This window comes from Nannocystis exedens (genome assembly GCF_002343915.1).
In the GTDB taxonomy this organism is placed as follows: Bacteria; Myxococcota_A; Polyangia; order Nannocystales; family Nannocystaceae; genus Nannocystis; species Nannocystis exedens.
The window spans coordinates 5,345,806-5,363,453 of sequence record NZ_NETK01000001.1; the positions used below are offsets into that span (position 1 = coordinate 5,345,806).

Annotated in this window: 16 protein-coding genes; 7 read left to right on the top strand and 9 right to left on the bottom strand. The window is 71.3% G+C overall.

Features of this window, described 5'->3' with window-relative positions; translation table 11 throughout:
* Positions 1-180 precede the first annotated feature (180 nt).
* The 3 genes from NAEX_RS21085 (at position 181) to NAEX_RS21100 (ending at position 3,215) form a co-directional block, all read left to right on the top strand.
* Positions 181-1,263 (top strand): hypothetical protein, encoded by a 1,083-nt coding sequence (locus NAEX_RS21085; RefSeq protein WP_096329278.1) that lies wholly within the window; start codon positions 181-183, stop codon positions 1,261-1,263.
* 243 nt (positions 1,264-1,506) lie between these two features.
* Positions 1,507-2,181, top strand: coding sequence for a pentapeptide repeat-containing protein (locus NAEX_RS21090; protein WP_096329279.1), 675 nt, complete (start codon positions 1,507-1,509; stop codon positions 2,179-2,181).
* Between the two features lie 119 nt (positions 2,182-2,300).
* The gene (locus NAEX_RS21100) at positions 2,301-3,215 is read left to right on the top strand and encodes a hypothetical protein (protein WP_143140805.1); all 915 of its coding nucleotides are present in this window, start codon (positions 2,301-2,303) and stop codon (positions 3,213-3,215) included.
* Positions 3,216-3,283: 68 nt separating this feature from the next.
* On the opposite strand, the gene NAEX_RS21105 is transcribed toward NAEX_RS21100, so the two are convergent.
* On the bottom strand, positions 3,284-4,195 hold the full coding sequence (locus NAEX_RS21105; protein WP_096329282.1) for an alpha/beta hydrolase: 912 nt from the start codon (positions 4,193-4,195) through the stop codon (positions 3,284-3,286).
* 43 nt (positions 4,196-4,238) lie between these two features.
* The gene (locus NAEX_RS21110; protein ID WP_096329283.1) at positions 4,239-5,576 is read right to left on the bottom strand and encodes a cytochrome P450; all 1,338 of its coding nucleotides are present in this window, start codon (positions 5,574-5,576) and stop codon (positions 4,239-4,241) included.
* Positions 5,577-5,823: 247 nt separating this feature from the next.
* Here NAEX_RS21110 and NAEX_RS50485 point away from each other — a divergent pair, with 247 nt between their 5' ends.
* Positions 5,824-6,756, top strand: coding sequence for a TetR/AcrR family transcriptional regulator C-terminal ligand-binding domain-containing protein (locus tag NAEX_RS50485; protein WP_100793152.1), 933 nt, complete (start codon positions 5,824-5,826; stop codon positions 6,754-6,756).
* Positions 6,757-7,051: 295 nt separating this feature from the next.
* Here NAEX_RS50485 and NAEX_RS21120 read toward each other — a convergent pair whose 3' ends face one another.
* On the bottom strand, positions 7,052-7,549 hold the full coding sequence (locus NAEX_RS21120) for a TetR/AcrR family transcriptional regulator (RefSeq protein WP_211302445.1): 498 nt from the start codon (positions 7,547-7,549) through the stop codon (positions 7,052-7,054).
* A 173-nt stretch (positions 7,550-7,722) separates the two neighbouring features.
* Here NAEX_RS21120 and NAEX_RS21125 point away from each other — a divergent pair, with 173 nt between their 5' ends.
* Positions 7,723-8,832, top strand: a complete 1,110-nt coding sequence (locus tag NAEX_RS21125; RefSeq protein ID WP_245913770.1) for a cytochrome P450 — start codon at positions 7,723-7,725, stop codon at positions 8,830-8,832.
* A 96-nt stretch (positions 8,833-8,928) separates the two neighbouring features.
* Here the strand turns inward: NAEX_RS21125 and NAEX_RS21130 are convergent, their stop codons facing one another.
* The 4 genes from NAEX_RS21130 to NAEX_RS21145 all read right to left on the bottom strand — a co-directional run bounded on the left by NAEX_RS21130 (position 8,929) and on the right by NAEX_RS21145 (position 14,340).
* The gene (locus NAEX_RS21130) at positions 8,929-9,801 is read right to left on the bottom strand and encodes an SDR family oxidoreductase (protein ID WP_096329286.1); all 873 of its coding nucleotides are present in this window, start codon (positions 9,799-9,801) and stop codon (positions 8,929-8,931) included.
* Positions 9,802-9,811: 10 nt separating this feature from the next.
* Positions 9,812-10,534 (bottom strand): helix-turn-helix domain-containing protein, encoded by a 723-nt coding sequence (locus tag NAEX_RS21135; RefSeq protein WP_245913771.1) that lies wholly within the window; start codon positions 10,532-10,534, stop codon positions 9,812-9,814.
* Positions 10,535-10,758: 224 nt separating this feature from the next.
* Positions 10,759-13,260, bottom strand: a complete 2,502-nt coding sequence (locus NAEX_RS21140; protein WP_096329288.1) for an FG-GAP repeat domain-containing protein — start codon at positions 13,258-13,260, stop codon at positions 10,759-10,761.
* 402 nt (positions 13,261-13,662) lie between these two features.
* Positions 13,663-14,340, bottom strand: coding sequence for a hypothetical protein (locus NAEX_RS21145; protein WP_096329289.1), 678 nt, complete (start codon positions 14,338-14,340; stop codon positions 13,663-13,665).
* Positions 14,341-14,556: 216 nt separating this feature from the next.
* Between NAEX_RS21145 and NAEX_RS21150 the strand changes: the two genes are divergently transcribed.
* The gene (locus NAEX_RS21150) at positions 14,557-14,991 is read left to right on the top strand and encodes a YbaY family lipoprotein (RefSeq protein WP_170135882.1); all 435 of its coding nucleotides are present in this window, start codon (positions 14,557-14,559) and stop codon (positions 14,989-14,991) included.
* A 3-nt stretch (positions 14,992-14,994) separates the two neighbouring features.
* Here the strand turns inward: NAEX_RS21150 and NAEX_RS21155 are convergent, their stop codons facing one another.
* Together NAEX_RS21155 and NAEX_RS21160 are read right to left on the bottom strand one after the other, a co-directional pair.
* Positions 14,995-15,642, bottom strand: coding sequence for a glutathione S-transferase family protein (locus NAEX_RS21155; RefSeq protein ID WP_096329291.1), 648 nt, complete (start codon positions 15,640-15,642; stop codon positions 14,995-14,997).
* Positions 15,643-15,689: 47 nt separating this feature from the next.
* Positions 15,690-16,115, bottom strand: coding sequence for a YccF domain-containing protein (locus NAEX_RS21160; RefSeq protein WP_096329292.1), 426 nt, complete (start codon positions 16,113-16,115; stop codon positions 15,690-15,692).
* A 208-nt stretch (positions 16,116-16,323) separates the two neighbouring features.
* On the opposite strand from NAEX_RS21160, the gene NAEX_RS21165 reads away from it, so the two are divergent.
* The gene (locus NAEX_RS21165) at positions 16,324-17,076 is read left to right on the top strand and encodes a hypothetical protein (RefSeq protein WP_096329293.1); all 753 of its coding nucleotides are present in this window, start codon (positions 16,324-16,326) and stop codon (positions 17,074-17,076) included.
* The last annotated feature ends 572 nt before the right edge of the window (positions 17,077-17,648 follow it).

Genomic DNA, 17,648 nt, shown 5'->3' on the forward strand with positions numbered 1-17,648 from the left:
GAAGGGTAGCGAAGTTTGCGGGGGCCCGGGAGCGACGGGGCGGGGGAGCACGGTCGGCGGCAAACCCCAGGAGCGGAGGTGCGTCGACGCGACGCACGGCATGAGAGTCACCCGCGGGGACCGGTTCGCGGGTGGCACGAGGCCGCGCCGGGCGCGTCGCTCGCGTACCCTCGCGGAGGTATGGACGTGGGGGCGCTGTTTCCCGAGTGGGACGAGGTCAGCGAGGAGCAACCGGCGGCGATCGCGGCGGTCTGCGCGCGACTCGGGGTCGAGCGCGAATGGCTGACGAAGGACGACTTCATCCACGCGATCGTCGGCGGGGCGGTCGAGGGCGAGCGGGTGGCGTGGGTCGAGAAGGTCGAGAAGGACGACGGAGGCTGGGTCGATGTCGATTACTTCCTGCGCATGCGCGTCGGCGAGACGCAAATCCGCGAGAGGGTGGTCGACACGTACAACCCGTACTTCGGCTGCGAGATCGGCCACCTGCGCTGGTGGGACGACGCGGTGGTGATGGTCTATCGGGAGAAGCACCGCACGATCGCCTGCAGGCTCGGGCTGGCCGGCGCGCCGGCGCTGCGGGTCGTCGGAGACGGCTGGACGGTGCTGGACGAGGTGCTGATCTGCGAGAGCCGGGCGCGCGGGCTGGTCGAGCGGCTGCACCTGCCGGCGCTGCGCCCGACGGCGCCGCTGCCGGCGGAGCTGGCCGATCGGAGTATGGCCATGGGAGCATGTCCCCTGGGACAGCCGATCACGAGCGAGCCGGCTGCCTTGCAGCGGCGGATCGCGGCGGGGTTGCCGGGCGTGGCCGGGCCGATCGCCGAGCTGCTCGTCGGGGCGCTGGCATATCGCTTCTGGGAGCCGCGGCCGCCGCTGGTCGCGACGTACGAAGAGGTCGCCGACGAGCATCCGTGGAACACGCCGTGCTGGTTGCCGTTCTACTTGTACTGCGCGAGCGCGGCGGCGGAGCGTCGGGTGTTGCTGGCGCAGCTCGACGCCGTGGCGGCGCGGACGCCGGGTGAGTTCGGGGACGAGGACGACACGGCGGAGCTGGCCTGCCGGCACATTGCGAGCCGCTGCGCCGAGCTGGCGGGGGCCTGTCGCGCGGGGCGGCTGCCGGACGGGGAGTCTTGCTACTTCTGGGTCGGGTGGTCGCAGGCGGCGTTCGCGGGGGCGGAGAGGCTGTTCCCGGCGGGGATGTGGGCGGTGTGGCAGGCGCTGCGGCCCCGCGCGCGCGAGCTGCTGGCGCTCGGCGAGCGCAGGTGAGCCAGCCTCGGCGCAAGACGGCGAACGGGGCGGGGTGAGGCGGCGCGGGCCCGCGGCAGGCGCCGACGAGTGCGGAGAGGGGCGAGTCACGAGGGGTGGACAGCGGGCGCGGAGCCTGTCCTTTGGATCGGATGTCCTCGGGGACAGGCGAGCGATGGGTGAGGGCCGGGCCGGCGATCGCTCGCGAGCCGGCGAGGATCCCTGCTTGACCGGGTGGACCTCCGGTGCGAGCTTCGCCGGGAGATGGCGCCGCCGGACGACGACGACGGGTCCGACCTCGACAGCCTGCTGCGCGGCAGGTCGTTCGAGGACCGGACGTTCACCGGGCTCGAGCTGCAGGAGGCCGACCTCGCGGGCAAGGAGTTCGCCGGCTGCACCTTCGTCGGCTGCAAGGCGCAGGAGAGCCGCTGGCGCGGGTGCCGGCTCGAGGACTGCGTGTTCGAGCGCTGCGACCTGACGCAGGCGCGACCGGCCGGGATGGTCGCCGGCAAGCTGCAGTTCCGCGGCTGCAAGCTGATGGGCGTCGAGTGGACGGAGCTCGGCCGCTTCGTCGGCCTCGGCTTCTCCGAGTGCACGCTGCAGTACGCGTCGTTCCTGCGGATGAGCCTGTGTCGGGCGGATTTCTTCGATTGCACGATCACCGAGGCCAACTTCTTCGAGGTCGATCTCGGCGAGGCGAACTTCCGCGGCAGCTCGCTGGCCGGCAGCGTGTTCCGCGGCTGCAAGCTGCGCAAGACCGACTTCTCGGCGGCGACCGGGGTGTTCGTCGACCCGGCCGCGAACGAGGCCCGCGAGGCGATCGTGCCGGTGGAGTCGGCGGTGCTGCTGGCGATGCACCTCGGGCTGCGGGTGGCCGGCTACTCGGGGCCGGCGGCGAAGTCCGAGGCGACGCGGGCGGGTCGAGGGCGGCGCAGGTAGAAGGGCCGGCGCTCGAGCACGAGCGCGTCGCGGACGTCGGCCTCGCGCGCGTCCGCGAACGCGAGCGGGGCGGCCCGGACCGGCTTGCCAGGGGCGGTGTTCCGGCGTCTCATCGAGGGATGAACGAGCTTGCGCGAGGTCCTGGTCGGATGGGGTGGATGGTGGTGCTGGTGCTGATCGGCTGCGGCGGGGACGACCCGGGCGCGACGACCGACAGCGGTACGTCGACGAGCACGAGCACGAGCACGACCACCGGGGAGACGACGGACCCGCCGACGACCGGGGAGCCGGGGACGACGACGACGACGGGGGAGCCGGGGACGACGACGACGACGACCCATCCGACGACGGGGGAGCCGGGAACGACGACGACGACGACGACCACGGGGGTCGACAGCACGAGCACGACGACGGGGCGGCCGATGACGGCGTGCGGCGACGGAATCCTCGATCCGGGCGAGCTGTGCGACGGCGACCAACTCGGCGGCGAATCGTGTGAATCCCAGGGCTTCGACGGTGGCGAGCTCGGGTGCCTCGACTCCTGCGAGTTCGATACGCAAGGCTGCAGCGCGTGCGGCGACGGGCAGGTCGACGCGGGCGAGGGGTGCGACGACGGCAACACGAACGCGGGCGACGGCTGCGACGCGGAGTGCCAGGTGGAGGCGTGCGATCCCGACGGGCTCTACACGGTGGAGGGAGCGCCGATCAGCTACACGTGCTGCCAGGGGCTGGTGTCGGTCAACATCACGGCGTTCACGTTCTCGGGCGACGGCGCGACGATCGTGTCGAGCCCGTCGAACCCGGTCGGGATGGCGGGCGAGCCGACGATGTGCCCCGACGGCGACTTCGCCAACGAGGGCTCGCTCCAGGGCGGCTGCACCGAGACGTACGCGCTCGAGGGCGACTTCGTCGACAAGGACACGTGGTCGGGCACGTACAGGTTGACGTTCACCGGCGATCAGTGCTCGTGCTTCAACGGGATGCTCGGGGCGCCGTGCATCGATCAGATGTTCCCGGTCACGGCGACGCGGTGATCGCTTCGCGCGTGGACAGGTCGGCGGTCGACGCGGCGAGCCCGGGTTCGATCATTGCACGCACGCCGTCACGCGAGGGCGCGGCGCAGGGCGGCGACCTGGCTGGCGAAGAAGGACTTCGAGACGTCCTTGCCGCGGAAGTTGTCGAAGCCGTGGAACACGCCGGGGACGACCTCGAGCTCGACGGGGACGCCGGCGGCGACGAGGCGGCGGGCGTACTCGAGGTCTTCGTCGTGGAAGAGGTCGAAGGTGCCGACGCCGATCCACGTCGGCGGCAGGCCGGCCAGTGATTCGGCGCGCGCGGGGGCGGCGTAGATCGGTACGTCGGCGCCGCCGGGCTCGCGGCCGAGGTACGAGGTCCAGCCGAAGCGGTTGCTCGTGGCGGTCCAGAGCCGGTGATTTTTCCCGTCGATGTCCCGGTCGACGGTGCGATCGTCGAGCATCGGATACACGAGCAGCTGGAACGCGACGGGGACCTCCTGGCGGTCGCGGGCGAGCAGCGTGAGCCCGGCCGCGAGCCCGCCCCCGGCGCTGGCGCCGGCGACGACGATGCGATCGGCGCGCACGCGCAGCGCGTCGGCGCTGCGGTGGATCCACGCGAGCGCGGCGTACAGGTCGTCCATGGCCGCGGGGAACGGGTGCTCGGGCGCGAGCCGGTACGACGGCGCGACGACGGTGATGCCGAGCTCGCGCACGAACATGCTCGCCAGCGCGTCGTCCTGCGCCGGCGAGCCGACGATGAAGCCGCCGCCGTGGATCCACAGCATCACCGGGGTGGGCTGGGTGACGCCGGTGGGCGCGAACACGCGGGCGGTGCCCGCCCCCGGGATCGATCGCAGCGAGGCGGTCACGCCCGGGGTGCTGCGCGGGGCGCCGCCGCTCGGCGCGAGCCGGCGCATCGACTTGACCAGGCGCGGGCCGAAGGCGAAGCGGGGGATGAGGCGCGCGATGAGGGCGAGGTCGGGGTGGAACTTGCTCATGGCGAGTGCTTCGAGGATAGCCGGCAGGGCGCCGCGGCTGACGTCAGCGGGCGGCGATCGTCATCGGCAGCCCGCCGGCGAGGCCGAGCGTGCCCTGCATGACCCACCGCGGCTCGTAGCCGGGGCGCAGCCGGGGCGTGAAGCGCTGGGCGAGCATCACCAGCAGCACGTGGCTCTCGAGCAGGGAGAAGTTGTTGCCGATGCAGATCCGCGGACCCGCGGCGAACGGGTGATAGGCGTGGCCGTGGCGCGCGCTCTCTCGCTCGCGGGTCCAGCGGTCGGGGTCGAACACCTCGGGGTCGTCCCAGAACTGCGGGTGCCGGTGCGTGTAGTACGGCGACAGCATCACCGCGGCGCCGGCGGGCACGTCGAAGCCGGCGATCTTGTCGGCGGCGACGGCGTCGCGCACGTAGAACGGCGCCGCCGGGTAGAGCCGCAGGACCTCCTTGACGACCTGCAGCGCGTACGGGAGCCGGCGCAGGTCGTCGGCGGTCGGGGCGCGCCCGCCGAGCACGCGGTCGAGCTCCTCGTGCAGGCGCTCGGTGACCTTGGGGTTGGTGGCCAGCGCGTACCAGGCGAAGGTCATGGTGCGCGCGGTGGTCTCGTGGCCGGCGAAGAAGGTGGTGATCGACTCGTCGCGCAGCAGGACCTCGGACATCGGCTGGCCGGTCTCCTCGTCGCGCGCCTTCATCAGGCGCGACAGCAGGTCGTCGGGCCACGTCGACTCGTCGGTGGCGCGCCGCTGGGCGATGACCGCGGCGATCGATCGATGCACCATCTCGCGCGCGGCCAGGTACCTGCGGTTCTTCGTCGTCGGGACCCACAGCGGCAGGTAGAAGCCCGTCATCGCCGTGTCGGCGAAGGCGATCATCGTCCCCACCGCGTCCTTCATCTGATGGATCGACTCCATCGTCTCGGTGCTGAACATCGCCTTCAAGATGATCGAGGCGGTGATGAGCGTCATCTCCTCGGCGATCTCCACCTCCGTGCCCGCAGCGGCGAGCTCCTGCCAGCGCTCGACGAGCCGCGCGCAGTCGCGGATGAACAGGTCGGCGTAGGTCTGCACGCCCTTCGGCGTGAAGAACGGCGCCATCAGCTTGCGCTGCCGTCGCCACAGCTCACCGCTGCTGGTGACGAGGCCGTCGCCGATCAGGTACTTGCGCACCGAGTCGTAGCTGGCGCGCTTGTCGTAGTTCTGCCGGTGCGAGACGCTTACGTGCTCGACCGCGTCGGGGTGCATGGCGAACAGCAACGTGCGCCGACCGATGCGCACCTGAAACACGTCCCCGTGCTCGCGCCACTGCGTGCCGATGAAGTCGAGGAAGCCGCGCTTGCGCACGCCGTGGATGAATTGGAGCAGCCGAGGCCCGGGCGTCCGCATCGTCAACCCCGCGCGCCCCGGGCGGGCTGGAAGAGAGAGCGCACCGCTTCGGCGGGCTTCGGCACAGCACGACGATTCATCGGATCGGAGCTCCTGAGAGGTGAGGCCGCGCGAGGCCGCATGACCGCGAGACGCCGTTCAGCGCGACCTCCGGTGGCCTCCGCCAGGGTGGCACATCGCGGCGCAGATCGCAACAAGATGTTGCGAAGTGAGGGCGCCCCGCGTTACGCTCCCGCACGAGCCGGAGATGAGGACGCAGGGCCAGGCGAGGCGGAGTTCGGAGACGCGGGGCGAGGCGGTGGTCCGCAAGGTGCTCGCGGCCGCGCTGCGCGAGGTCGGACGCGCGGGCTACCACGGGCTGCGGATCGAGGAGGTCGCGGCGCGGGCGGGGGTCAACAAGACGACGGTGTACCGCCGCTGGCCGACCAAGCAGGCGCTGCTGCGCGACGCGCTGCTGTCGATCACCTCGGAGGTGTTCACGACGCCGCGCACGGGCTCGCTGCGCGGCGATGTGCTGGCGTATGCGCGCCGCAACGCCGCGCTCGCCGCCCGCCCCGAGTACCGCGGGCTGTTCCGGATCTTCGTCGCCGAGGGCGAGGACGCCGAGCTGCTGGCGATCGTGCGATCGCTGCGCGAGGCGTTCGAGCCGGTGCCCCGCGAGGTGCTCACCGCCGCCCGAGCGCGCGGCGAGATCGGGGCGGGCGCGGACCCGGCGCTGCTGTTCGAGGTCCTCGGCGCGGCGCTCAACTGGTGGCTGTTCTTCGAGCACACGCCGACCGACGAGGCGTTCCTGCACCGGCTGGTCGACCTGATGGTGTCTCAGATGTCTCAGCGGGCGACCGAGCCGGCGGACATCACGGTCGAAAAGCTGCTGGCGGCGCTCGACTGCGGCCGCGCCACGCTCTACCGCTACATCGACCGCGGGCTGCTGCCGCCGCCGATCGAGGGCCGGCGCGGACGGCCGGCGCGCTGGAGCCCGGAGGCGCTCGCGCGGGCGAAGAAGATCCGCACGCTGCTCGCGCAGGGGTTCACGCTGGCGACGATCGAGCAGCGGCTCGCCGGCGGCTCGCGAGGTCCAGCGGCTCGCCCTGGACGTACTCGACCGCGCCTGCAGGCGGCGGCGATGTCGGGTGCTCAGGGGGCCAGGGCGGCGTGTGCCGGTGAGACAACCGAGACATGAAGCGGTCCTCGACCCGCTGCTCGCCGCGCGGATGCATGTCCTCGAGGACCCTGCGCAGTGGTCATGCAATGCGGGAGGGATGGCCGGCGGCGTGCTTCCGCTGGACCGAGACGAGCACGACCAGCAACATGCCGCTGTGCAACCCGGTCAACCCGGCGTTCCTGCCGGCGACGCCCGATCGCTGAAGCGAGGCACGGCGGACCGCCGGGTAGACCCTGCCGCCGAGCGACTGGCGGTGGGGGATCGACGCGCCAGCCTGCTCACTCGCGGACTCATCGACAGGCCGACGACGACTTCAGCGCTCCGCGACCGTCGGCGTGATCACCAGGCGATCGAGGATCCCCGCGATCGTCTCTTTCGGCAGCTCCTCCGGTTGTCGCAGCCACCAGCCGATGATCTCGATCGTCGCCGAGGTCGCGAAGGTGAAGCGCAGATCGATCGGGCACGTGGCCGTGTCGGGCGTGGCGAACCTCGCGGCGAGCCGACGCGCCTGGCCGACGAACTGCTCGCGCAGCAGCGGCGCCGCGCCGCCCGTCAGCAGCGCGCGCCACAGGGCCTTGCGCCGCGAGATGAACTCGAACAGCGCGACGCAGGCGCGGCCCGTGTTCTCGGCGGAGAACAGCGGCATCGCCTCGCCGAGCAACCCGGCGATCTCGCCCGCGGCGAGGTCGTCGAGCAGCGCCTCCTTGGAGGGGTAGTGGCGGAAGAAGGTCGCGTAGCCGATCCCCGCCTCCGTGGCGAGCGCGCGGACGGTGATGCCGTCGAACGGCCCCTGCTCGAGCAAAGTGAGCATCGCGCGCAGGAGCTTGGCGCGGGTGCGCACCTGCCGGGCGTCGGTTGCTGAGGCCTCGGAGACCATTTATGATTCAGTGTGTCTCATAAAATGAGCAGGGAGCGGCGATGAGTGCGGATTTTGCGGCAAAATGTCCTTTCTCTTCCGCCCGCGACGCCAGCAAGAGCGCGGCCGTGGTCGCGCAGCGGCTGAAGATCGAGCGCGGGGCCGAGCGTATTCGCGCATACGAGCGGGCGCGGGAGATCTTGCTGAGCAAGGAGCTGCTGCAGGGCGGGGCCGGCGCGGAGTACGTCGACACCAGCGATCCGGACAAGTCGCCGGTGTTCTTCCTCGACGGCGCCCCGCACCGGGAGAAGCGCACGAGCATCGCCCGCTTCTTCACGCCGAAGGCGATCACCAGCCGCTACCACGCGATCATCGAGCGGGAGACGACGCGGCTGCTCGATCAACTCCGGCGGGACGGGCGATCGCAGCTCGACGTCATCAGCTTCGAGCTCACGGTCGCGGTCGCGGCCAACATCGTCGGGCTGACCAACAGCGACGTGCCGAGGATGGCGCGGCGGCTGGCGGTCATGCTGTCGAGCGGGATGCAGCACCAGCTCGGCCTCCTCGGCCGGCTGTCCGCCGGCCTGCGGAAGGGGCAAGCGATGCTGAGCTTCTACGTCAACGACATCACCCCGGCCCTCCGCGCGCGCCGCGAATCGCCGCAGGACGACCTGCTCTCCGAGCTCCTCGCCAAGGGCGCCTCGCGGCGAGCGATCCTCACCGAATGCATGACCTACGCCGCGGCCGGGATGGTGACGACGCGCGAGTTCATCGTCATGGCCGCGTGGCACCTGTTCGACGACCCAGAGCTGCGCGCCGACTTCCTGGCGGGCGACGAGGCGCGCCAGTTCGCGGTTTTGAACGAGATCCTCCGGCTCGAGCCGATCGCGTCGCTCCTCTACCGGCGGTCGCCCGATTCGCCCGACGGGCGCAAGGAGAAGTACGCGCTCGACCTGCGGGCCATCCACGAGGACGAGGCCGCCGTCGGCCCGTGCCCGCGCGCGCTCGACCCCGATCGTGCCGAGCGGCTCAAGACGAACGGCGCGTTCCTCAGCTTCGGCGCCGGCGCGCACCACTGCCCCGGCAAGCAGGTCGCGCTCCACGAGACGCGCATGTTCCTCGACGCGCTGCTCCGCGTGCCCGGAGTCCGCCTCGAGCGCGCGCCCGACATCGGCTGGTCGGATACGCTGCTCAGCTACGAGTTGCGCAACGCGGTCGTGGTCTGCGACCGCGCTTGATGCGAGCGACGCCGTCGGTCACGCCGGCGGCGAGGTGCTCGCCGGTGCTCTTATGGGGGGTCACCGCGGCCCTCTTACGATTCGCGGGCAGGTCCATCAGCCGCCGAAGTAGGCCGCGCTGTCGAGGTCGGCGAGGAGGCTTTTCTCGACCGGCCGCCACCCGAGCAGCTTCTGCGTCTTCTCGCTCGAGGTCGGGAGGTCCCGCGCGAAGAAGGGCCCGAGCCACCCGAAGTGCTCGACCGGCCTCGTCGCCACGGGCACGCCGAGGCGCTTGCCGATGACCGCGGCGATCTCCCTCGTCGGGATGCCCTCTTCGGCGATCGCATGCACCCGGGTCCCAGCCGGGGCCTTCTCGAACGCGAGCCGATACGCCCGCGCCGCGTCGAGCCGGTGGACGGCGGGCCAGCGGTTGGTGCCGTCGCCGACGTACGCCGCGACGCCCTTGTCCCGGGCGATCCGGATCAGCTCGGGCACGAAGCCGTGATCGCCGGCGCCATGCACGGTCGGCGGCAGGCGCACGACCGACACCCGCACCTCGCGGGCCACGAAGGGCAGCGCCGTCGTCTCGGAGCGGCGGGCGAAGCTCGCGTCCGTCGGCATGTCCTCGGTGGCGATGCTGCCCGCGGACGCGACCAGCGCCCCCGAGGTCACGACCAGCGGCCGGCCCGAGCCCGCGAGCGCCGCCCCGAGCGCCTCGATGGCGCGCCCGTCGACCTCGGCCGAGGCCGCGTAGTTTGAGAAGTCGTGGACGAAGGCGGTGTGAATGACGCCGTCGCTGTCCGCGGCGCCGCGCTGGAGGCTGTCGAGATCTTCCAGCGAGCCGCGGTGCACGCTGGCACCTGCCTCGGCGATCGTCCTCGCGTTCGCGTCGGAACGCGCGAGGCCGACGACCTCGTGACCTGCCTGGATCAGCTCCCGGACGACGGCGCTGCCGACGAAGCCGGAGGCTCCAGTGACGAAGATTTTCATGCCCGAAACACTAGCGGCCGGCCGTCGCGGGGGATTGGCGGTTCTTGGCAGAATATTGCCCGGGCGTCATGCCGACGATGCGGCGAAAATGGCGGTTGAGCTGGCTCTGATCGTACAGCCCCACCTGCGGGGCGATGTCCTTCGGCCTCGCGCCGGCGGCGAGCAGCGCCTTCGCGTGCAAGATCCGGAGCTGCGTCAGGTATGCGTGCGGCGGCATACCCACTTGCGCGCGAAACGCCCGGCACAAATGATATTTGTCGAGGCCGGCGTACTCCGCGAGTTCGTCGAGGGTCAGCGCGTCGGCCCAGCGCTCACGCATCAGCCCCAGCGCGCGACGCACCGGCCGCGTCGGCTCGAACCTCGTCTCCTCGATCGCCGCCATCGCGCCGATCGCCTCGGTGAGCGCACACTCGAGGGCGAAGCGATCGGCCCCGGCCGCGACGGCGTCGTGCAGCCGCTGAAACGGCAGCCCGCGCGGGTCGTCCGCCGCGAGGCACGACTGCACGCCAAGGGAATCGATGCGCGGGGTCGAGAAGCCGATGAGCTGGTAGGTCACCGGCCCGTCGCGCTTGAGGTCGCGATGCACGTCGCCGGGCGCGAAGAGGACCACCGACCCCGGGGCGCCGCTCCACTCGCGGCCATGCGTCCAAAACTCCGAACGGCCGGCCTCGAACCGGCCGATCAGGAAGGTCTCCTTCATGCCGAAGTACGGCTCGTCGCTGACGATGCGCATGGCGCGTAAGCCCGGCAACGAAACGGACAGAGGCTCGGCCCGCGACGCCATGCGCCCATCATAGCCGCGCGCCGGAGCCCGGCTTGGGCGTTCTTGGCGGCTCGTCGCGCCGGCGCGGCTACGAGCGAGAATTTCGCGTCAGGGCCGGCTGACGGGGTCGTCGAGCGTCCACGGATGCGGGCGGCAGCGCCCGCGCGCCGGCGAGCGTCGGCGAGTCGTCCGCGTCACCCGGCGATGAGGCACTTGCCGGTGCTGGTGCCGGTGTTGTTGTCGACGCGGCACTCCTGCCATTCGGGGTGCGGGACCATGGTGTCGTCGACGATCGCGTAGACGTCGACGATGCCGTTCTTGACGTCGTCGGGGGCGTCGTTGAAGGGGAGCTTCAGGGCCTCGGACTCGAGCGGGTAGAGGGCCTTGGTGGTGGTGAGCTCGCCGATCTTCGTGCCGGTGTCGGGCTCGCCGGTGTAGAAGCCGACGACGACGCCGGCGGGCAGGGCGGCCTCGCCGACGTTGCGGACGGTGGCGACCAGGGAGTAGTCGCGGTCCTCGCACAGCGGGGCGACGGCGACGATCGCGTCCGGGGCGCCGCGCTCGCTGTCGGGCTGCTTGTTCTGGCGGAAGTTGTTGAGGCCGGCGACGGTCCAGTTCGGCTCCTCGCCGACGGGGAGCGAGCCGTCCTCGTGGATGTTGGTGATATGATAGGTGTGTTGATTCCAGACGCGGCGCGTGCGGACCCACTTGCCGCCGGCGGTGCCGAACACGCGTACGCCGGACTGGCCGTTCACGCCGTCCTCGACGCAGGTGATGTTCGGATCGTTCTTGCCGTAGGCGTTGGAGACGACGACGATGTCGGCCTGCCCGTCGTTGTCGACGTCGGCGATCACGGGGTACTCGATCAGGGTCGCGGTGGTGTTGCAGCGCTCGAGCAGGACCTCGCCGGTCGGGCCCTCGTAGATCCGCAGGCGGTTCTGGTCGGAGTAGACGACCTCGGCCTTGCCGTCGCCGTCGAAGTCGAACACCGAGCTGCCGGTCGAGGCCGACGAGCAATCGACGGTCTTTTTGATCCACAAGAAGGTGTCGGGGCCGGCGACGCCGGGGTCGACGAGCGCGGCGCCGCTGAACACGGCGTAGCCGATGCCGCCGGCCGTGCCGACGTCGGGGACGCCGTCGCCGTCGAAGTCGGCGACGGTCGGCGGGCCGCCGCCGTGCGTGCGACCCCAGGAGCCCTGCGGGCACGAGGCGGGGTCGAGGGTGCCGTTGATGTCGACGGGGCTGCGGACGACGGCGAAGCCGTTCGGGGCGTTCGGATCGTGGCGCCAGATCGACAGGGCGTGGTTGAGGTTGTCGATGACGACGACCTCGGGGGCGCCGTCGAGGTCGAAGTCGGCGACGGCCGGCCACGGGCTCTTCCAGTCCTGGGTGGCGTAGAACTGGCTCTCGGCGGCGAGCATGGTGTCGACGAACACGCTGCCGTCGGCGTGGTAGCCGCGGCTCGAGGTGATGATGTCGAGGACGCCGTCGTCGTCGAGGTCGCTGACGACGAACGAGCTGTTGAGGATCGGATTGAAGCTGGCCTTGACCGCCCCGGTGGCGCCGTCGAGGATCGCGCCCTCGACGATGACCTCGGCGTTGCCGTCGCCCTCGAGGTCGGCGATCGCCGGCATGAAGCAGGTCTGGTTGGCGGTCCACAGCAGCGAGCCGTCCTCGCCCTTGACCGCGAACACCTCGCCGTTCTTGCCGCAGGCGACGACCTCGGTGCCGGGCTGGCCGTCGAAGTCGCCGCCGGCGAGCTGCTTGGTCGGGTTGACGGTGCCGGCGAGGACGTTCCACTTGTCGACGACGACGCCGTCCTCGATCGAGATCGCGTGCAGCGAGCCGTTGGCGCCGTACTGCCCGCTGGTGAAGGTGGAGAAGACGATCTCGGGGATGTCGCGCTCGGTGAGCTTGCCGTCGCAATCGTCGTCGTCGAGCTGGACGACGATCGGGGTCATCATGATGTCGCTGCTGTACGGCGGGTTGACGACGCCGCCCCACGCGAACTTGACGATCGGGTTGAACTCGCCGCCGGTGGCATACTCGCAGCTCTGCAGGCACTCGGGGTCGTTCGGGTCCTGCGGCGGGTCGTTCGGGCCGCACAGCGGCGGCTTGGTCAGACACTTGCCGGTCGGCTCGGCGACGCCGCCCATGCACATCGGGTCGGGCGGCTTCACGTCGGGCTCGCCGAGCGAGTAATCACAATACTCGTCCTCGGCGCAATCGGCCTTTTCCTTGCATTCGGCGCCGGGCAGCTCGCACTTGGTGAAGTTGCAGACCTCGCCGACGCTGCAGCACACCTCGCCGCAGAAGACCTCGCCCATCTCGCAACACTCGGCCCCCTGACAGCTCGGGCCGGTGGTCCCGGTGGTGGTCTCGGTGGCGCTGACCGGGCCGCTGGTGTCGGTGGCCGTGGTGTCGGTCGTGCCGGTGGTCGTCGTGCCGGTCGGCGGCTCGGTCGGGCTCACGGTCTCGCTCATCGAGCCCGAACCCTCGGTCGCGGTCGAATCGGTGCCGGTGGGCACGTCCGGGGTGGTGGTGGCGGTGCCGTCGGTGGTGGTGGCGGTGCCCGTCGTGGTGGGGCCTGCGGCGCTGTCGGTGGCGGTGCCGTCGTCGCCGCAGGCGGCCAGGCCGAGCGAGGCGAGCGCGACGACGAGGCGCGCGTCGCCGAATACGTTCAAGGAGCGGTGCATCGCCCCAGGGTATCGGATCGCAGGGAGGCGGGGAGCGATCGGCAATGGTCGACCGTAAAAGCGTCGCGGGCGAGCACGGCGCGGAGATCGTGATCGCTCGCGCCGGCCCGCGAGCTCGGCGATGAGGATCACGTCGATCCGGCCCGCTCGCGCGGCGCGGCGCACGGGCCGCGGGCAGGTCCGAAGGTCGCCGGCGCGACGCGCAGGGCGTGGTAGCTTGTGGGCAAACAAGCGCCATGGGCCATCCTCGGCGGCGCCGCGGCTTCGACCCGGTGTTCCTGCGCAGGTCGCCGGATGCGTGGCGGCGACGCTCGTCGGGCTCGGGTCGAGCCATCGGTCAGCGCGCCGTGAAGACTGCGGCCGATGACGCGACGGCATCCTCGCGCCAGTATGTCGCGCCCGTCACATGGGGCCGGCGTCGACCTCGATGCAGCCGGTCGCGGCGTGTTTGAACACGCTCTGCGGCATCGCCCAGCTCTGCGCGTTCCACAGCACGGCGCCGCCGGCGTCGAGGCCGACGATGTCGCCCGGCAAGGTCATGCGCGCCGAGGGCAGCTGGCCTGCCTCGCATTCGGCGGCGGCGTCGACCGGGCCGGGGCCCCACAGGAGGACGCGGCCGTCGATCTGGGTCGGGTCGGCGATCTGGTAGGTCACGGACATCTCGAACTTCGAGGCGCCGTCGTCGAAGGTCTGCGCGAGGCTCTCGACCTCGCAGCCCACCAGCGATGCGGCGACGGATTCGCTGCACAGGCGAGCACGCCATTCGTCGACGATCGCCGCGCCCTCGGCGGCGTCGAATCGATGCTCGGGGTGCCGCTCGTTGTAATAATCGATCAGGCACTGATCGTACTTGAGGGTGAGGCGGATCTGCGCGGTGCCGGCGAACGGATCGCCCTCGGCGCTGCCGGCCTTGCGGATGCTCGCGCAGACGAACCCGAACGGCTCATCCTCCGCGGAAGCGGTGGTCGACTCGGTCGCGTCGGTGGTGGAGGCGTCGTCGGTGGTGTTGGGCTCGCCCTTGCCGGGGCCGCAAGCGACCAGCAGCAGGGCGAGCGAGGCGGAAGCGAGCGGGCGCGTCACGGCGCGGAAGATGGGCGATCGCCGCGCCGGCGACAAGTCAGCCAGGCCGCCCGCTCGTGTGGCTGGTGGCGCGCCTCCTGCGCAATAGCGCGCATCGAAATGCGTCGTTAGCGCGAGGTGTTGTGATTCGCACGCGCTCGCACGTGCTCGCGGCGCAGCGCGGCGCCTCGGCCATGCTGTCGCGCGATTCCCAATCCCATGCCCGAGGAGAGCTCGATGCGCCGATTGTCGCTGGCCCTGTGCGCCGCCCTGACCCTGCCGCTGGCCGCCTGCCAGGACGCCGACAAGACCGGCGAGACCAGCTCGGCGCAGACGGTGACGCTGCAGGGCAAGGCGTTCTACCTCGAGCGGATCGCGCTGCCGCCCGGCTCGATGCTGCACGTGAAAGTGGTCGACCTGCGGAACGCCGAGGCGACGGGGGGCGCCATCGCCTCGGACGTGTTCAACGCGACGCAGGTGCCGATCCCGTTCGAGCTCGAGGTGAAGCTCTCGAAGATCGAGCCGAACACTCCATACGGCGTCAGCGCCAGCGTGCGCGACGCCGACGACGAGCTCTGGTTCAAGACGGAGGCGCCGGTGCCCGTCGAGTTGAAGGCACCGGCGCCGCTGGAGATCCGGATGGTGCGTACGACCGGCGAGAAGGTCGAGTGACGGTCACGCCTTCCAGTGCGGCGGGATCGTGCGGTCGTGGTACGGCAGCGCGACGAGGCGCTCCTGCCAGGCGCGCAGGTTGGCCGGCAGCGCGTCGGCGAGGCCGAGGCCGGGCAGGCGCAGGTCGAAGCGCTGCACCAGCCGGTAGTGCGGGTAGAAGGCGAAGTCGGCCAGGCCGAGCTCGCCGGCGAAGTAGTCGCGGTCGCCGAGGTAGCCGGAGAAGCGCTGCAGCTCGGCGATGACGCCGTCGCGCGCGGCCGCCAGCGACTCGGGGGTCGACTGCTCGCGGCCGAAGACCATCAGGGCCAGCGGCCGGACGGCGCCGGCGAAGTAGCCGTCGACCTCGGCGGAGATCCGCCGCGCCAGCGCGCGCGTCAGCGGGTCGCGGGCGAGCAGCGGCCGCTCGGGGTACCTGTCCTCGAGGTACTCGACGATCGCGCTCGACTCGTACAGCGCGTGGCCCTCGTCGACCAGCACCGGCACCTTGCCGCGCGGGTTGAGGGCCAAAAACTCCGGCGCGCGCGTGTCGCCCTTGTCGAACGACAGCAGCTTGAACTCGTACGGCAGTTGCTTGAACTCGAGCGCCAGCCAGACCTTCCACGCGTAAGGCGAGCCGGAGCCGTAGTAGAACGTGCGGGGATTGTTCGACATGGCGGCGAGCCTTGCCGAGCCCGCCGGAGCCGTCAAGGGCGAGGCAGCTACAGGCCGGACACGACGACCTGGTGCGGCTGGTGCATCCTGCGCTCCTCCTCGACGCTGAGGATCGTCTTGCCGAACGGCGTCAGCGCGAGGCCGGCGAGCTTCATGCACGCGATTCCGAACGGGATGCCGATGACCGTCAGGCAGAGGATGAGGCCGGCGAGCAGGTGCCCGATGGCGAGCCAGATGCCGGCGAAGATCAGCCACAGGAGGTTGCCCACCGCCGACAGCGCGCCGCCGTCGCCGGGGACGGTGACGACGACCCGACCGAAAGGCCAGGCGGCGAACAGCGCGAGCTTGAACGCCTGCACCCCGAATGGCAGGCCGACGATCGTCAGACAGAGCACGATGCCGGCGGCGAAGTAGCCGAGGAACAGCGGCAGCCCGGCGACGAGGAACCACAGCACGTTGAGGATCAGGCGCACCCGGGCAGCCTAGCACTCGCGCAGGGGTATGCACGGCGCCGCGTCCGCGCCCGGCGAGCGGGAGGCGCAGGGCGTCGTCGGTGGTGAGGAAGCACGTCGCGCGACGACCTCACGTCCGGGCGATGCGTGCAGCCGAGGGCGTACGACCGACGACGTTCCGCTGGACGCGTCGCCGCGGCCGCCGCTACCGTGGGCGCACGAGGTCACCTTGAGACTCACGCTCGCCACGATCGTCACGCTCGCCTGCACCGCGTGCGGGCCGGGCAAGACCACGACCACCGACTCCGAACCGACGACCACGCTCGACCCGACGAGCACGTCGACGACCGAGGGCCCGACGTCGACGACGACGACGACGACGACCGGCACGAGCCCGACGACGACCGGCACGCCGGCGTCCTGCGAGGCGTTCCTGCCCGACGAAATCCTCGGCGACCAGACCACGATCACGCTGACCAACGTCACCGACGGGCCGCTCTGGCTCACGGCCGTCGGCTGCGCCGGGCTGCCGGCGATGGCAATCCGCGACACCGAGGGGAAAGACCACTTCGTCGCCCCCGACCCTTGCTTCCCGCCGACCTGTGAGTCTCTGCTGGAGGGCGAGTGCATCCGCGGCTGCGCCAACTGCGGCGTCCCGGCCGGCCTGCGCCTCGAACCCGGCGCCAGCTTCTCGGTGCTGTGGGCCGCGGCCGACGTCGAGTTCATGGAGATGACGGCCGAGTGCGCGCCGGGAGAGGGCTGCGCGGGCGAGTGCGCCGCGTCCCGCGAACGCCCCGCCGGCAGCTACGACGTCACGGTCTCGGCCTTCCAGCAGTGCCTCGGCACCTGCGACTGCGTGCCGCCCAACCCCGGCGGCCACTGCACGCTGGACGGGGGCATCATTCTCTCGGAGGAGCTGACGGTCACCGTGCCGCTGACGTTCCCGGATACGCTCGAGATCGAGGTGCCGCTCGGCGGTTGAAAAAGATGACTCATGCGCCATGTCTTGAAGAACACGGCGCATGAGACATGTGAGGCCAGAACCCCTGACCCAGGCGGCGCACGGCGGCTCGCGACGGAATGCGGGTCGCTGACGTCGACGGCCCAGAGGCGCGTCGATCCCCTGAGAGCAAATCTTCAAACATGTCCATGCGGACATGTCACGGTGCGGCGCGCACGCTGAGCCAGCGCCACGCGAACGGGCCGTCGCACGCCGCGGCGATCGTCAGCGCCGCGGCCGCGGGCGCGGGGCTGGGCAATGACCACAGCAGCGGCCCGTCGGGCGCGCGCGGCAGCGAGGCGAGCTCGAATCGACCGGCGTCCGTCTGCACCGCGGCGGAGACGTCGCAGGCCGGAGCGCCGGCGGGCAGCCACAGCTCGACGCGCGCGCCCTCGGGGAGCGGCAGCGGCTCGGTGACGAAGCCGGCCGCCGTCGCCGTGACGAACATGCTGTCGGGGTAGAGGCTGAAGGCGCCGGAGCTGCGCCAGATCGATCGGTCCAACTGCTGCAGCTCCCACGGGCCGCCGCCGTCGACCAGCCGCGCCGGCGCGCCG

What these genes read in the sequence shown, in the direction of transcription:
- NAEX_RS21085 (WP_096329278.1), top strand. Translation starts at nt 181, where the DNA reads ATGGACGTGGGGGCGCTGTTTCCCGAGTGGGACGAGGTCAGCGAGGAG.
- NAEX_RS21090 (WP_096329279.1), top strand. Translation starts at nt 1,507, where the DNA reads ATGGCGCCGCCGGACGACGACGACGGGTCCGACCTCGACAGCCTGCTG.
- NAEX_RS21100 (WP_143140805.1), top strand. Translation starts at nt 2,301, where the DNA reads ATGAACGAGCTTGCGCGAGGTCCTGGTCGGATGGGGTGGATGGTGGTG.
- NAEX_RS21105 (WP_096329282.1), bottom strand. Translation starts at nt 4,195, where the DNA reads ATGAGCAAGTTCCACCCCGACCTCGCCCTCATCGCGCGCCTCATCCCC.
- NAEX_RS21110 (WP_096329283.1), bottom strand. Translation starts at nt 5,576, where the DNA reads ATGCGGACGCCCGGGCCTCGGCTGCTCCAATTCATCCACGGCGTGCGC.
- NAEX_RS50485 (WP_100793152.1), top strand. Translation starts at nt 5,824, where the DNA reads ATGAGGACGCAGGGCCAGGCGAGGCGGAGTTCGGAGACGCGGGGCGAG.
- NAEX_RS21120 (WP_211302445.1), bottom strand. Translation starts at nt 7,549, where the DNA reads ATGCTCACTTTGCTCGAGCAGGGGCCGTTCGACGGCATCACCGTCCGC.
- NAEX_RS21130 (WP_096329286.1), bottom strand. Translation starts at nt 9,801, where the DNA reads ATGAAAATCTTCGTCACTGGAGCCTCCGGCTTCGTCGGCAGCGCCGTC.
- NAEX_RS21135 (WP_245913771.1), bottom strand. Translation starts at nt 10,534, where the DNA reads ATGCGCATCGTCAGCGACGAGCCGTACTTCGGCATGAAGGAGACCTTC.
- NAEX_RS21140 (WP_096329288.1), bottom strand. Translation starts at nt 13,260, where the DNA reads ATGCACCGCTCCTTGAACGTATTCGGCGACGCGCGCCTCGTCGTCGCG.
- NAEX_RS21150 (WP_170135882.1), top strand. Translation starts at nt 14,557, where the DNA reads ATGCGCCGATTGTCGCTGGCCCTGTGCGCCGCCCTGACCCTGCCGCTG.
- NAEX_RS21155 (WP_096329291.1), bottom strand. Translation starts at nt 15,642, where the DNA reads ATGTCGAACAATCCCCGCACGTTCTACTACGGCTCCGGCTCGCCTTAC.